This is a genomic window from Nostoc sp. DSM 114159 (assembly GCF_053470285.1).
This window is the reverse complement of record NZ_JBPFEH010000001.1, coordinates 6,373,762-6,390,000: the sequence shown is the minus strand read 5'-3', so window position 1 is coordinate 6,390,000 and position 16,239 is coordinate 6,373,762. Positions and strand designations below refer to the sequence as shown.

Genomic DNA, 16,239 nt, shown 5'->3' with positions numbered 1-16,239 from the left:
AGGGAATCTCTGTTTTGATTTCTCTTCCTCCAGCTAGTAAGATGTTTCAATTCGCTGGGTTGGCTCTTGACTGCCTATATATTCAGCAGCTAGTATCTAGGGTTGCCCCATTCGGAAATCTCCGGCTCAATGTTTGCTTCCAACTCCCCGGAGCATATCGTCGGTAACCACGTCCTTCGTCGCCTCTGTGTGCCTAGGTATCCACCGTTAGCCCTTATTCGCTTGACCACTCAAATTTTTTGGTCTTTTAACTATTGCATTCACAATCACTTATAGTTAGTTCTGCTTACTTCGTCACTTCACACTGATTTTACTCAGCACTCTAAGCCGAAGCACTCAGCACTCGATAATGTCTGTGTCTGCCTGCTAATTTGCGTTCCTATGCAGTTTTCATGGTTCTGGCTGAGAATTTACTCAGCAGTCTGACAAATGTCATGTTGCTGATTTCTCACTCACTTTTGTGTTCTGGCAATCGCCATCAGGTGGAGGTTAGCGGACTCGAACCGCTGACATCCTGCTTGCAAAGCAGGCGCTCTACCAACTGAGCTAAACCCCCAGATACAATTAAAAATTGATAATTAAAAATTAAAAGTGAAATAAATTTTTAATTTTGCATTTTACATTTTTAATTGATTCAGGTGGGCCATCCTGGACTCGAACCAGGGACCTCACCCTTATCAGGGGTGCGCTCTAACCACCTGAGCTAATAGCCCATATCGAACCTTCATCATAGTTTGAAAGCTTTCTACATTTGCAAATGTCTGCGACTGACCTAAGGAATGACCAACTTAGTATCTATATAGCTGTTTGCTTTTCGATCTCTAAGGGGTGTAGGTCTCCTTTAAAGGAGGTGATCCAGCCACACCTTCCGGTACGGCTACCTTGTTACGACTTCACCCCAGTCACCAGTTCTGCCTTAGGCATCCTCCTCCACGAATGGTTGGAGTAATGACTTCGGGCACTACCAGCTTCCATGGTGTGACGGGCGGTGTGTACAAGGCCCGGGAACGAATTCACTGCAGTATGCTGACCTGCAATTACTAGCGATTCCTCCTTCACGCAGGCGAGTTGCAGCCTGCGATCTGAACTGAGCTTTGGTTTGCGGGATTTGCTTGCGATCGCTCGCTTGCTGCCCTCTGTCCAAAGCATTGTAGTACGTGTGTAGCCCAAGGCGTAAGGGGCATGCTGACTTGACGTCATCCCCACCTTCCTCCGGTTTGTCACCGGCAGTCTCTCTAGAGTGCCCAACTTAATGCTGGCAACTAAAAACGAGGGTTGCGCTCGTTGCGGGACTTAACCCAACATCTCACGACACGAGCTGACGACAGCCATGCACCACCTGTGTTCGCGCTCCCGAAGGCACTCTCAACTTTCATCAAGATTCGCGACATGTCAAGCCTTGGTAAGGTTCTTCGCGTTGCATCGAATTAAACCACATACTCCACCGCTTGTGCGGGCCCCCGTCAATTCCTTTGAGTTTCACCGTTGCCGGCGTACTCCCCAGGCGGGATACTTAACGCGTTAGCTACGGCACGGCTCGGGTCGATACAAGCCACGCCTAGTATCCATCGTTTACGGCTAGGACTACTGGGGTATCTAATCCCATTCGCTCCCCTAGCTTTCGTCCCTCAGTGTCAGTTACGGCCTAGCAGAGCGCCTTCGCCACTGGTGTTCTTCCTGATCTCTACGCATTTCACCGCTACACCAGGAATTCCCTCTGCCCCGAACGTACTCTAGCTATGTAGTTTCCACTGCTTCTATCTAGTTGAGCTAGACTCTTTAACAGCAGACTTTCATTGCCACCTGCGGACGCTTTACGCCCAATCATTCCGGATAACGCTTGCATCCTCCGTATTACCGCGGCTGCTGGCACGGAGTTAGCCGATGCTTATTCCTCAGGTACCGTCATTGTGTTCTTCCCTAAGAAAAGAGGTTTACGACCCAAGAGCCTTCCTCCCTCACGCGGTATTGCTCCGTCAGGCTTTCGCCCATTGCGGAAAATTCCCCACTGCTGCCTCCCGTAGGAGTCTGGGCCGTGTCTCAGTCCCAGTGTGGCTGATCGTCCTCTCAGACCAGCTACTGATCGTCGCCTTGGGAGTCCATTACACTTCCAACTAGCTAATCAGACGCGAGCTCATCTCTAGGCAGCAAGCCTTTCACCCCACAGGGCACATCCGGTATTAGCCACCGTTTCCAGTGGTTGTCCCAGACCTAAAGCCAGATTCTCACGCGTTACTCACCCGTCCGCCACTGTGTCCGAAGACACCGTTCGACTTGCATGTGTTAAGCATACCGCCAGCGTTCATCCTGAGCCAGGATCAAACTCTCCGTTTTGAATTGGAAAGCTCTTTAGCTCAATAGCTGCTCTTTTTTAACTTCAGCTTAGTTATTTTTATTTGCTTTACGCAATACACTTGCTGTATAATCGCTTTCAAACTATAATATTTTCAAGGTTCGGTGTCCTTTAAGCGTTGCTCTTTCTCGCTCCGCTTCAAGCACTTATTCAATATAGCGAACCCAATTCCTCGTGTCAACTACTTTTTCCCAAATTGATTTTAGATAATTTTTGATTCTCCTGAAACTGCCCACAGTGCCGGGTTGTAGGCAACAATGGTTTATGCACTGTGTTGACTAAGGATAGAACAAGAGTGAATTTTCAATCGGTAATAAGTTTATTGCATCATTTCTGGGGCACGCGCGGTTGTCTTATTGCCCAGCCCTACGATATTGAAAAAGGGGCTGGAACTAAGAATCCCCAGACTTTTTTAAGAGCATTGGGACCGGAACCTTGGGCTGTTGCTTATGTTGAGCCTTGTCGTCGCCCTACAGATGGACGGTACGGTGAAAACCCTAACCGTTTTCAACACTATTATCAGTACCAAGTTCTAATTAAGCCTTCGCCAGATAATATTCAGGAGATTTATCTTGATTCTTTAAGGGCTTTAGGTATCTGTCCTGAAGACCACGATATTCGGTTTGTAGAAGATAACTGGGAAGATGCAACTGTGGGAGCTTGGGGCACTGGGTGGGAAGTATGGTTAGATGGTATGGAAGTTACTCAATTTACTTACTTTCAACAGTGTGGAGGAATTGATTGCCGTCCGGTGTCGATTGAGATAACTTATGGGTTAGAGCGATTAACAATGTATCTCCAGCAAGTAGAAGCATTTACCAAGATACAATGGACAGACAACATTACTTATGGAGATGTTTTCCTGCAAAGTGAGATTGAGCAGTGTACATACAACTTTGAAGCATCAAATCCTGAGTTGCTATTGACATTATTTAATTTGTATGAGCAAGAAGCCACACAATTGACGGAGCGAGCATTGGTATTGCCTAGCTTAGATTATGTAATGAAGTGTTCGCACACATTCAATCTGCTGGATGCTAGAGGTGTGATTTCGGTGACGGAGAGAACTCGCTATATTGCTAGGATTCGGCATTTGGCTAGGAAGGTAGCTCATTTATATGTTGAGCAAAGGGAGAAGTTAGGTTTTCCTTTGCTCAAAGATACTGTAGGTTCAACAGGAAGTTTAATATCCTAAAAGGTGCGGCTACACACGAACTAAGTACTAGTTTTGTGTAAAATGATAGCGTTTTTAAAGCCAGTAACGGAAAATAAAGGCAAAGTACGCAGAGTTATGGCAAATTTAATTCACTACAATTTTGTGTTTTGTTTATATTTGTGCCGCTGAGGTTTAAGCTAGGTATATTTTTTTGATGTGGCTTTTGCTAAAGGACACAAAGACGGTTAAATATTGAATCTAAAACATTAAAGCTACAAGGATAAGGCCCGCCTGTGCGGGCTTTGTTTGTATAAACTTGATGGACTATACTCACTACAAGTATAAAAACTTTTCGCTGTTGCTGATTTAAAGAAATAAAAAGCTCACGTAGAGGTGCTGCAAGCACTGATAATAAGAGTTTGGAATATTTGATTTTTGAATTTCATAACCAAATTCAGCAACGCCGATTTTTCTTGATTGCTGCCCTATCTATATTTAAACTATCTGCAAATTCGGATTGCCAGGTGCTTTTACAAAAATCTTATGATTCAAACCAGTGGTGTAATTATTTGTCTTAGCTACATTTTTGGCTTGCTGCTTACAGCAGTTCCTTGGGGTGGTATAGGGATTTTGGTTCTGGGGATAGTGGGAGCAATTATTTTTAGAAGACGCACCAGATTACAGCAATTTACTCAGAAACCAGAAAATGCTGGAAGCAAAAATAAGACAGTGCCTAATACTTGGCAAACGATTCCCCATCCTCGAATATGGTTAGCTGCTGGCTTGGTGGGATTATTGGCAACTCTATATTTTCAATGGCGAATACCACAACCGGGTGCAAAAGATATTAGTCAGTTTGTCCCGCCTGGAAATAACAGCAATCAAGAACAACTTGTGATTGTACGCGGCGAAGTGGCGAGTAATCCTCGCTTAACTCGCAGTCAACGAGGACAATTTTGGCTGGAAACGACTCAGTTAGATGAAGTTAAAAATGATAAAGGTGCAGCAGGTGTCCCACAAGGCGTTACAGGCAAATTGTATGTGACAGTTCCTATACTTCAGGCTACTGGGTTATACCCTAGTCAACAAATTGCTGTGACTGGGATTTTGTACAAACCAAAGGCGGCTTCCAATCCTGGTGGTTTCGATTTTCAGAAGTTTCTCAAGCAGGAAGGAACGTTTGCTGGTTTGATTGGGCGACAAATAAATGTTTTGGAGCCGGAACGTAAATGGGGATGGTGGCAAATTCGAGAGCGAATTGTGCGATCGCAAGTTCGTTGGTTGGGTATTCCTGAAGGGCCTCTTGTCAGCGCAATGGTTTTAGGTAGCAAAGCTGTTGATTTACCCTACGATATCCGCGACTTATTTGTACAAGCTGGATTAGCTCATGCTTTAGCAGCTTCTGGGTTCCAAACTTCTTTGATCTTGAGTGTGATCTTACAGTTAACGAAGCGGGCAAAAAAAGCAACACAATTTACCCTTGGGTTTTTGGCTTTAATTATTTTTCTGAGTTTAACAGGTTTTCAACCTGCGGTTCTCAGAGCCGTAATTATGGGTTTTGCGGCATTAGTTGGTCTGCTATTAAAAAGGAAGGTAAAACAGTTCGGGTCATTGCTATTAGCAGCAACTCTGTTATTAGTGTTTAATCCTCTATGGATTTGGGATTTAGGTTTTCAATTGAGTTTTTTAGCAACGTTGGGCTTAATCGTAACAGTACCGGCATTAATCAATCGCCTAGCATGGCTACCACCTGCGATCGCTGCTTTGATTGCTGTTCCCCTCGCTGCCACTATTTGGACTTTACCTGTGCAACTTTTTGTTTTTGGAGTTGTACCATCTTATAGTCTGTTGCTGAATGCGATCAGTACTCCATTAATTTCGATCATTAGTATAGGTGGAATCATCAGTGCGTTAGTAGGTTTAATTTGGATTGACGCAGGAAGCTTCCTGGCAGGGATATTACATTACCCTACTGATTGGTTAATTAAACTAGTAGATTTTTTTAACAATTTGCCTGGAAATTCTGTGGCGGTGGGCAGTATATCTACTTGGCAGCTTTTGGCGATTTATATACTAATTATATTGGTCTGGCTAGTGCGGTGGTGGCAAAAGCGGTGGTGGTTTGCTAATATGATTGCGATTGGTTTGGTATTCATTCCACTTTGGCATTCTAAAAATACATTGTTTAGGATAACAGTCTTAGAATCGGGGACAGAACCAATTATAGTCGTTCAAGACCGAGGTACTGTAACTGTCATTAACAGTGGCGATGAAGGTACAGGACGTTTTACAATTTTACCGTTTTTACAACAGCAGGGTGTAAATCAAATAAATTGGGCGATCGCAACTGATTTTCAAGGTAACGAAAGTAATGCTTGGTTTGAATTAATGCAACGTTTACCAATTAATAATTTTTATGAATATTCACCTCAAACAGATAATTCTATTACAACTGAGGCGATTCAACAGGAACTACAAAAACATCAAGGAATTTATCAACCTTTGGGAGTTGGTCAATCTGTGAAAGCTGGTTCGATAGTAGCACAATTAATCAACGACCAATTACCAATTTTACAATTGCAAATTTTAGATCAAAATTGGCTATTAGTAGGTAATGTTAAATCTAAAGAGGTACAGCAACTAGTTAAAAATGGAAGTTTGCCTCGCCCGCAAGTGCTTTGGTGTGCCCCTGAGTCATTAAAAGATTTAGTGATTGCTTTGCAACCACAAGTAGCGATCGCTTCTTCTGCCAACTTTGATACAAAAGCTTTATCTGAACTGAATCAAACCAAAACTAAACTGTTCTTTACAGGACGAGATGGGGCTATTCAGTGGACTCCTAATGGTCAGTTTGAGGCATTTATTGAATCAACAGAAAATAAATCATCTGTTTTATAAAAAACTTACAAATTCAGTAAATTAAAAAAAATTGGATCAAAATTTATGACAATTTATTTTTATAGTACTCGTGAAAAGTATGGCTGTTTCTCTAACTTTTCGTCTCACGGCTTTGAATTAGATGGATTGTATTGGTCAACTAGCGAACACTACTTTCAGGCGCAAAAGTTTGTGGGTACACCTCATGTAGAACAAATCCGCCTAGTTAAAACACCTAAAGATGCAGCAAGAATGGGGCGTGAGAGAACGCGCCCCTTACGCCAAGATTGGGAACAGGTTAAAGATGACATCATGCGGCAAGCTGTGCTGCGTAAATTTCAAACTCATACAGATATTAGAGATATTTTACTTTCTACAAACGATGTAGAAATTGTTGAAAACTCGCCTATCGATTTCTACTGGGGTTGCGGAGCCGATGGAAGTGGTAAAAATATGCTAGGAAAAATTTTAATGGAGGTGCGGGATATTCTACACCATACATACAGTAAAGATATTGAGAATAAAACTCTTAAATAAACTTGTCAAAAATAGTTTTTTCATCAAACTACTCCAGACGTAGAGAACACGAATAGATAACAAATAGAGACGATCGCAAACGCTCTAAGATTGCTATAGAGTTATTACTCTTCATGAGCAGAAACCTGAAAGCCTCAATTAACGATCGCTATACATAACTCTTACCTGTCCTAAACTTATGCTGTGGTAAAGCGAACTGATGAAAGATGCGCCCTGGTTTTGGGAATACTAAATTTAGCACCAGACTTCATAGGAAGAAGTTGATGTCTAAAAGCGAATGGAATAACCAGATCGAAAAATACAGTTCCCTTGCAATTACCCATAACATACCTAAAACCAGTGAAGCGTAATACAATTACTCATGAATTTGACTCTGGTTCACAAGCAGAAATAATACCTCTACAAGAAAGTGATGACCATTTGTCAGAAGCGTCCAAGCTACTAAGGCAAGGAATTCAACAGCAGCAAGGTGGCGAATTAATAACGGCTATGAAGTCTTTACAACAATCCTTGGGGCTGTTTCAGGCTGTTGGCGATTTAGAAAAACAGGCACAGGTACTTTCTTTTTTAGGATTGGTAACTTACAGTGCTGGAGACTACAAAGGTGCTATCTCTTACTCCCAACAGTGTCTGTCTTTGCTTAATAACACCTCAGATTTAGCATTGCAGATGCAAGCACTTTCCCATTTAGGCAATGCATACCGTCATTTGAACGATCATAAAAAGGCTATTGAGTTTCTAGAAAAATGTTTGAAAATAACGCAACAGTTGCAAGACAAACGCAGTCAAGTCGCGGCACTCAATAATTTGGGATTGGTGTATAAAGCTTTAAGTAATTTTACACAGGCTATTGAGTATCAACAGCAAAGTCTAGAGATTGTGCGGGAACTCAAAGATCATTGGGGCGAAGAACAGGTACTTAAGAATTTGGGTAATGCTTGGTATGCATTGAACAATTACCCAAAAGCGATCGCCTATTATGAGCAATGTGTAGTACTATCACGCTCCTTAAAAAATGTTCGCAGTGCTTCTCAGGTGCTAAAGAATCTGGGCAATGCTTGTTATGCTTTAGGTGATTATACCAAAGCGATTAAGTATTATGAAGATCGGTTGCAATTAGCCAAAGAAATTCAAGACAAGCGTAGTGAGGAACAGTCTTTAAGTAGTTTAGGAGTTGCTTGTGAAGCTTTGGGTGACTATAACAAAGCAATTACGTATTATGAAGAACGTTTGCTGTTAGCTAGAAATATCAAAGATCGTCGCAGTGAAGAACAAGCTCTTGCCAGTCTGAAAGTTGCTTGTTACGCTTTGGGTGATTATGCCAAAGCTATGCAATATCAGCAGGGAACATCTTCAAATAGTTAAAAAGTAAGACTGGAAAGCAATTCAAAATTACTCGCACAGATCAATTCCCCCAATTGTTTTTTGTTGTTGGAGATATACGAGAACTTCTAATGTATCTACTTGGGGAAATTCTGCATAAAAATTACTCACACTCCAGAAAGGTTCGGGTGTTTCCAAAATTATTGTGCGATATCGCCCCACTGTTCTAACCAAGGTAGCAATTTTTGTGGCGCTACTGGAGTACATAGCCAAACTGCTGCTGGAGAAAGCGCTCTCATCGCAGTTGCTGCTACCGCTATTGTCATACCTGTAGCAATACCATCATCAATTAAGATCAACGTTGCATTTTCTGCATTTACTTGCGGACAAGCAGGAATTAATTGAGCCTCAAGAGATTTAGCAAGGTTTATCGCTTTATTTAAAGCTATTTCTCGCCATCGCACATCATGTTTAGAGCGGAATAGCTTTTGATCGGCCCAAAGAACATTTCCAGAAGTAGTGACTGCACCAATTGCTAACTCTGGGTTTTCTGGATGGCTAATCTTTTTTGCCACAACAATTGTCAACGGACAATCTAAAAGACGTGCTATTGGTGCTGCTACTGGTACACCTCCTCTTGGCAAAGCATAAACAATTGGTACAGGCTTTACCCCAGAATCAATAGTTTGCTGAGTCAAAACATCATGAATTACTCGCGCTAATAACTCACCTGCATGGATACGATCGGCGAAAAGTGGGGTATGTGACATGGTTTCCCCCAGCATCTGAAGACGGCACTGCTTTTATCATGACTGAATTTTGTCTCAAATTAACTGATACAATAAGATTTGTATAATTAATTAAGTATTCAGCAAAAGTTTATTGTTCTGATAAATATGCAACCAAAAGGCTATTTAACTCAGATATAACAGCTGGCGCTGATGCCAAAATCCTGATTTTCATGAGCAGCGAAACCCAACTCAGCCTCTTCGACGACTCAACTTTTAATCAACGAGAACTGATTCCTACGGACGCGAAAATTCCGATCGCTCCCGGAACTTATTCTGATATGACGGAGTTGACACAGCATTGCGATCGCTGCCACCGTTGTGCTTTGGGAGACACTCGCACTCATGCTGTTGTCGGACGTGGCAATCTCAAAGCACCAATTATGGTTGTGGGAGAAGCGCCAGGTCAAAATGAAGATGAAACGGGTTTACCATTTGTAGGCAGATCGGGACAATTGCTGGAGAAAATTTTGGCATCGGTGAATCTGACTACTGAGCATGATGTATATATTGCCAATATTAACAAATGTCGCCCACCAGATAATAGAGTTCCCACTCCTGTAGAAGTGGCGGCTTGTCTACCCTACCTACTAGAACAAATTCGCTTAGTTGACCCCAAAATAATTCTGTTAACGGGTGCAACTGCTGTCAAAGGAATCACTGGTGATAAGCGGGGGATTACGAAAATTCGCGGCCAGTGGTTGGAGTGGGAAGGGCGTTTATGTATGCCAATTTTTCATCCTTCTTACTTGCTGCGTAATCCTTCTAAAGAAAGAGGTGCGCCAAAATGGTTGATGTGGCAGGATATTCAAGCAGTACGTGCCAAGTTAGATGAAATTCAAAATAACAGCTAATGCTTAATCCCCTCTTTTTCTAGGAGCAACGAGAAATTAAGATTTTGGCTCCCCTCTCCGTGTCCAAGAGGGGTTGGGGGAGAGGTGAAAAAAGGGCTTGTCGAACTCACGTTATTTTAATTGAATATGACGACTTGCTCGTTAGGGGTAAAACTGGAACTAGCGCGCCCCTTGGCAAGGGGTGCGCTAGCATAGGTGAGGTATGGTTATTGGTAATTGGGCAGACTCGATATTACCTTTTACCTTTTAGACGCGAAATTTCAAGTCTCTATTCATCGTCGAAATCATCTTCGTCGTCTTCCTCTTCTTCCTCGTAATCGTCGTCGTCTACTACTTCGTCAGCAATTAATTCATCTTCTTCATCTAGAATTGACCTTTCTGCACGTCTGCTGCCAAAGCCAGATTCTCCAAGAGTAGGAGAATCTAAATTATAGGTGCGAGCTGTGCGATCGTCTAAGACCATATCTAGGGGATCGTCAACTTCATCTAACACACTACTGGTAATTTCAGCAGCATAGTCATCGATCGCTCCTGGTTCTTCATAGGTATTGTATCCAGTACCAGCCGGAATCAATCGCCCGATAATCACGTTTTCCTTTAATCCGCGCAGCCAGTCAGATTTACCTTCGATAGCTGCTTCGGTGAGTACCCGTGTTGTCTCTTGGAAGGACGCGGCGGAAATAAAGCTGTCGGTGTTCAACGATGCTTTGGTGATCCCCAATAATACTGGAGTGTACTGTGCTCTAGCACCGCCTGTAATTGCCATAGCTTCGTTCACCTGCTCGACTTGGCGCAGTTCCACCAATTCGCCGGGAAGCATTGTGGTGTCACCACCATCATCAATCCTGACTTTGTTGGTCATCTGGCGAACAATTACTTCAATATGCTTATCGGAAATATCAATCCCTTGAGATTGGTACACCATTTGCACTTCATTCACTAAGAAGGTTTGTACCTTCTGTAAAGCAAGGCTAGCACAAGCATAGATTCCATCTTCAGAACCCAAGCTAAAGAAGATTTCCAAAATTTCATGGGGATTGGATGGCCCATCGGTCAACGGTTGTCCTGCTAATACTGTCGAGCCATCTGGCACAATCAAATTTTGTCCGGGTCCCAGAGGATAATCTGTCACCACGCCATTTGATTCTACAACCTTGATGGCGATCGCTTCATCACCATCACCGTAAACCACCTTAACTTCTCCGCCCCGCCGACATAAGATGCACGCTTCTTTGGGTTTACGAGCTTCAAGTAGTTCCTCAATCCGAGGCAAACCTTGAATGATATCTCCGGTTTTGGCGCGTTCAAACACCAGCAATACTAAGTTATCACCCCGTTGTACCAAATCGCCGTCTTCTATCTGCAACACAGCGCCAGGGCTGACTCGATAAGGGCGACCGATACGGGTAGTAATAACGTAGTTTTTAGTACTTAAAGCTGATTCCCCACCAGATGCAGCAGCGACACTTTTAACGTCGACGACTTGCCCTGATTCTGGGGCAAAAACTCCAGGAGCAACTTCTGTACCTTCTACTAGCAAATCACCCACTTTTACCTTTGGCTGAGTACTAGTATTAATGGGAAGTCTGTCAGCGTCGCGCAACACCAAACAGCGACGCACGTTTTCGGTTCCTTTTTGAACACCTCGTACTTCCCCGCCTTCTTTACACAAAATTTGGGTACGTGCGACTACAGAACCTGGGGCGATGGTTAACCCATCGTGTACCTCAAGTGTGGTCTGGGTACTACCTTGGGTGGCATCGGCAGTAATGTCTCGACGAATTACCAAGGATTCCAAAATCACTAGTTGTAAACGTTGAACTTCTGGATCTTCAGTATCCTCTACTAATTCAATATCTGCTGCTAGGGGTGAAGCATTATGGTCTTGTTCCCCTTCTTGCTCAATTTCTAAAACTAGCTGGGTTCGCAGCAGTTCTACACCTTCAACAGATTTGACACGTTCTGAATCTTTGTAAGGTAGTCGCTGCACCGCTCTTAATTGAATCGATCGCCCGGTTTGTTGACTTACCGATGTCGTTGATGGCACATCTGGATTATCAGGGACGGCAAACTCGACTACTGGACGACTCAACAGGGCGGGTCCTTCTGGTGTCTCTACATACTGGATGTAACGCAATTCCGTAGCGACATTGCCTTGGAATTCCTCACCTGGTTGGATGAAGGTGTTATCTCGCCCGATAACTGATTCGGGATCGTCCACCATCAGTAGTTCCCCTGGTTTCACCACCACTTCTCGCAGGATGTCGTTTTTCTGGGTCACTTCTATCACACCACTGTTTTGGCAGAAGATATCCTTCACCACTTCGGTGCCAGCTTCGACAAACTGACCATCTTCCACCAACAGTAAAGAGATGTCTTTATTAACTTCGTGGCTTTCTTCGGGAATCCACAACAGTGTACCGCCCTGCACGACTTCATAACCCAGCTTGGCTTTGCCTTTTTTCTGGACTTCGACACCTGCAAATTTCAGGAATCCACCAGTGGTTGTGCGATAGCGATCGTCGATTAACTCAGCTACCACTTGACCATTTTGCACTTTTGTGCCTGGCGTAGCACGGAGGTTAAATACTTGGTTGTTGCCAGTAGAAACTAAGTAGTTATTGCGACCTTGGGAACTTTGGACTGTCACCGTTGCTTGGTCTAAGACCACAGAAGCGGTGATAATTTCAATTTCCCTAGTACTCTTACCTGGGGTAGCTTCTGGCAAGCGCACGACACCGCCATGCAAACTGGTTAACTTGGTTTCTGCTAAAACTCCATTAGAAGCGATCGCATCACCATTTTTCACTACCAATTCTGCACCAGGCGGCAAGTTGTAAACTTCCCCAGACAAAATCCAAATCAAGCCACCGCGTGCGGCTGTGGTTGTAGTATTACCTTGACGGTCAGTTTTTTGTTCTGGAACAACTTCAGCAAATTGCACTTCCCCCGCTAAGTCAGAGGCTACATCTTTAACTGCTTTTTCTGTATTAGTCCGAGTTGTGCGTCCACCAAGGGCAACCTCTGCCAACAACTGACCTTGTTTTACCTTATTTCCATCAAATACATACAGTGTTGAACCTTGGGTAAGGTGAACCTCTTGGTTCTCTGGGGTAACATCACCTACTTTTGTTGGCTCCAAAAGCATGATGCCATTAGCTTCAATATAAAGGGCATCTTCCCCGTGGCGGGTACGATATGTTCTGGTCTTCAGTTTGCGGGGAAGCTTAACAGTCCCATCGATTTTAGAACGAACTTGTTGCGCTACTTCTCCAGTAAACACCCCACCAGTGTGAAATGTCCGCATGGTTAACTGAGTACCAGGTTCGCCAATACTTTGGGCGGCAATAATTCCCACAGCTTCGCCCAAATCTACCATCTTGGCGTGTGCCAAACTCCAGCCGTAGCAGTGTTGACAGACGGAACGTGCGGCTTCACAAGTTAGGGGCGATCGCACCACAACTTCTCTCACCCCAGATTTTTCAATTTTCTTGGCCAAATCCTCAGAAATTGGGGTATTACGTGCTGCAATCACTTCTTTTGTTACCGGATGCACCACATCTTCACCAATTACCCGTCCCATCAAGCGGGTTGCTAGAGGAATCAAAGTTTTGGCCCCTTCTGTCATTGGTTGAATCGCAAGACCTCTAGTGGTGCCGCAGTCAAATTCCCGAATAATTACATCCTGGGATACGTCCACCAATCGGCGCGTTAAATAACCAGAGTCAGCCGTCCGCAAGGCTGTATCCACCAGTCCTTTTCTGGCACCGTAAGACGAAATAATGTATTCCGTCACAGTGAGTCCTTCACGGAAGTTGGTTTTAATCGGCAAATCGATAATTTCCCCTTGGGGATCTGCCATCAATCCCCGCATTCCCACCAACTGCCGCACTTGAGAGATGTTACCCCGTGCCCCGGAGAATGCCATCATGTATACGGAGTTTAAGGGATTAGTCTTCTTGAAGTGAACTACTACTTCATCTTTCAAAGCTTCACTAGTACCATTCCAAGTATCGATTACCTTTTGGAAACGTTCTACTTCCGTGATTTCTCCCCGTTGGTAACGGGTTTCAGTGGCGCGAATTTCTTCTTCGGCTGCTTCTAACAGTAATCGCTTAGTTGGTGGCACCATCAAGTCATCTACACTGATGGAAACCCCTGCTTTGGTAGCGTAGCGAAATCCTAAATCTTTTAGTTTGTCCGCCATTACTGCGGTTCGCGCCGTACCATAATATGTAAAGGCCCAAGAAATTAAATTTCTCAGTTGACCTTTATCAACCACCCGATTGCGAAAAATCATTTTTTCGTTAGTCATTAGTCATTAGTCCTGAGTCATTAGTCATTAGTCATTGGGCATTGGGCATTGGGCATTGGGCATTGGGCATTGGTAATTTTCCCTATGCGCTATGCCCCATGCCCTATTCCCTAACTTGCTAGTGCTTCCTGAATAGCATTATTGTAAATAACGCGACCGGGAGTGGTATATATATACTGAGAAATTACATTGCCTTTAGCGTCTTGTCTGACTCGACGGAACTTATAGAGTAATGTGCGGGTACCATCTTCGTTTTCCGTCACTTTCACGGGTTCTGTATCCGGTTGGTCTGATTCTATTTCACCGTCAAACCGCACATATATATAGGCGTGCAAGTCAACTTGCTCCTGCTGGAAAGCCATAATTACATCCTCTAGTGAAGAAAAGTACTTTCCTGCGCCTTTTGTTGCACCGGGATTTTCTGCTGTTAAGTAATACGCCCCTAACACCATGTCTTGGCTAGGCGTGATGATCGGTTTACCTGTGGCTGGTGACAAAATATTATTAGAAGCCAACATCAACAACCGCGCTTCAGCCTGACTTTCTAACGATAGTGGGACGTGTACCGCCATTTGGTCGCCGTCAAAGTCGGCGTTAAAGGCTGGACATACGAGAGGATGCAGTTGAATCGCTCTACCTTCTACTAAAATTGGTTCAAAAGACTGAATACCCAAGCGGTGCAACGTTGGTGCCCGATTTAGCATTACAGGGTGTCCTTCAATCACCTCTTCCAACACATCCCAAACACTAGGATCGTTGCGGGATATCAGCTTTTTCGCAGCTTTGATGTTATTTACCATCCCGCTACGAATCAGGCGGTTAATCACAAATGGTTGAAATAGCTCAATTGCCATTTCTCTAGGCAAACCGCACTGGTGAATTTTCAGCTTTGGTCCGACCACAATAACCGAACGTCCAGAGTAGTCAACTCGTTTACCTAACAAGTTTTGTCGGAAACGTCCTTGCTTACCCTCAATAATGTCAGACAAAGATTTTAGAGGTCGGTTATTTGCCCCTACCACAGTGCGTCCCCGACGACCATTGTCAATCAAAGCATCCACCGCTTCTTGCAGCATCCGCTTTTCGTTCCGCACAATAATCTCAGGTGCTAAAATTTCTTGCAAGCGTGCCAAACGATTATTACGGTTAATTACCCGCCGATATAAATCATTTAAATCACTGGTGGCAAACCGTCCGCCATCTAGTTGCACCATTGGGCGCAAGTCGGGGGGAATCACGGGAATAACTGCCATTACCATCCACTCTGGTTTTGAACCAGTAGCGATGAAGTTGTCAATTACCCGGAGTCGCTTAATTAACTTGGCTCTTTTTTGTCCTTTGGCGTTGCCAATTTCTTCGCGTAGGCTTTCAGCTTCTTGTTCCAAATTGATATCGGCAAGCAAACGCAACAGCGCTTCAGCACCAATACCTACCTCTACGCCCTGCAGTACAGAATCTTCGCTATAAATTTGGTCTTCTATTTCCAACCACTGGTCTTCACTCAGTAGCTGTTTGTAAGTTAAAGTTTCGGCATTACCTGGACTCAGGACAACATAAGAGTTGAAATAAACAATCTGCTCGACATCCCGTAAGGGCATATCTAACAGGATGGAAATATAGCTAGGAATGCCTTTGAGATACCACACGTGAGCTACTGGGGCCGCGAGTTTAATATAGCCCATACGGTGGCGACGCACCCGTGACTCGGTGACTTCTACCCCACAGCGCTCACAGACAATACCTCTATGACGGACTCTTTTATACTTGCCACAATGGCATTCCCAATCTTTTGCAGGACCAAATATCCGTTCACAAAATAAGCCATCCATCTCTGGCTTGAGAGTTCGGTAGTTAATCGTCTCTGGTTTGGTAACTTCACCGACTACCTGACCATTAGGCAATGTTCTCTCGCCCCACTGACGAATGCGTTCAGGGGAAGCCAAGCCGATTTTTACGTAGTCAAACTGATTAGTTTGGGCAGGTCTCATATTTAGTCATTAGTCATTAGTCATTGGTCATTGGTCATTAGTCCTTAG

At 43.9% G+C, this 16,239-nt stretch carries 7 protein-coding genes, 2 tRNA genes, 2 rRNA genes and 1 pseudogene (1 of these 12 only partly in view); 5 read left to right on the top strand and 7 right to left on the bottom strand.

From position 1 onward, the window contains the following. The 4 genes from ACR5KR_RS26965 to ACR5KR_RS26950 form a co-directional block, all read right to left on the bottom strand. A 23S ribosomal RNA gene (locus ACR5KR_RS26965) occupies positions 1–228 on the bottom strand (it extends 2,669 nt beyond the left edge of the window). Between the two features lie 255 nt (positions 229–483). Beyond that, positions 484–556 (bottom strand) — tRNA-Ala (locus ACR5KR_RS26960). An 83-nt stretch (positions 557–639) separates the two neighbouring features. After that, positions 640–713 (bottom strand) — tRNA-Ile (locus ACR5KR_RS26955). 130 nt (positions 714–843) lie between these two features. Next, positions 844–2,334 (bottom strand): 16S ribosomal RNA (locus tag ACR5KR_RS26950). The 16S and 23S rRNA genes sit together here with 2 tRNA genes alongside, the layout of an rRNA operon. A 314-nt stretch (positions 2,335–2,648) precedes the next feature. Here ACR5KR_RS26950 and glyQ point away from each other — a divergent pair. The 4 genes from glyQ (at position 2,649) to ACR5KR_RS26930 (ending at position 8,288) form a co-directional block, all read left to right on the top strand. After that, positions 2,649–3,548, top strand: a complete 900-nt coding sequence (gene glyQ, locus ACR5KR_RS26945; RefSeq protein ID WP_445629723.1) for a glycine--tRNA ligase subunit alpha — start codon at positions 2,649–2,651, stop codon at positions 3,546–3,548. Between the two features lie 504 nt (positions 3,549–4,052). Next, on the top strand, positions 4,053–6,407 hold the full coding sequence (locus ACR5KR_RS26940; RefSeq protein WP_445629724.1) for a ComEC/Rec2 family competence protein: 2,355 nt from the start codon (positions 4,053–4,055) through the stop codon (positions 6,405–6,407). A 45-nt stretch (positions 6,408–6,452) separates the two neighbouring features. Further along, positions 6,453–6,923 (top strand): NADAR family protein, encoded by a 471-nt coding sequence (locus tag ACR5KR_RS26935; protein WP_445629725.1) that lies wholly within the window; start codon positions 6,453–6,455, stop codon positions 6,921–6,923. A 339-nt stretch (positions 6,924–7,262) separates the two neighbouring features. After that, positions 7,263–8,288 (top strand): tetratricopeptide repeat protein, encoded by a 1,026-nt coding sequence (locus ACR5KR_RS26930; protein WP_445629726.1) that lies wholly within the window; start codon positions 7,263–7,265, stop codon positions 8,286–8,288. 27 nt (positions 8,289–8,315) lie between these two features. On the opposite strand, the pseudogene ACR5KR_RS26925 reads toward ACR5KR_RS26930, so the two are convergent. After that, positions 8,316–9,016 (bottom strand): annotated as a pseudogene (locus ACR5KR_RS26925) (phosphoribosyltransferase). Between the two features lie 191 nt (positions 9,017–9,207). Here ACR5KR_RS26925 and ACR5KR_RS26920 point away from each other — a divergent pair. Continuing rightward, a complete protein-coding gene (locus tag ACR5KR_RS26920) occupies positions 9,208–9,888 on the top strand; it encodes a uracil-DNA glycosylase (protein WP_445629728.1) in 681 nt (226 codons plus the stop codon). 268 nt (positions 9,889–10,156) lie between these two features. Here the strand turns inward: ACR5KR_RS26920 and ACR5KR_RS26915 are convergent, their stop codons facing one another. Then, positions 10,157–14,203, bottom strand: a complete 4,047-nt coding sequence (locus ACR5KR_RS26915; RefSeq protein ID WP_445629729.1) for a DNA-directed RNA polymerase subunit beta'' — start codon at positions 14,201–14,203, stop codon at positions 10,157–10,159. 110 nt (positions 14,204–14,313) lie between these two features. Next, positions 14,314–16,191, bottom strand: coding sequence for a DNA-directed RNA polymerase subunit gamma (locus ACR5KR_RS26910; RefSeq protein WP_322693495.1), 1,878 nt, complete (start codon positions 16,189–16,191; stop codon positions 14,314–14,316). Positions 16,192–16,239: the final 48 nt, after the last annotated feature.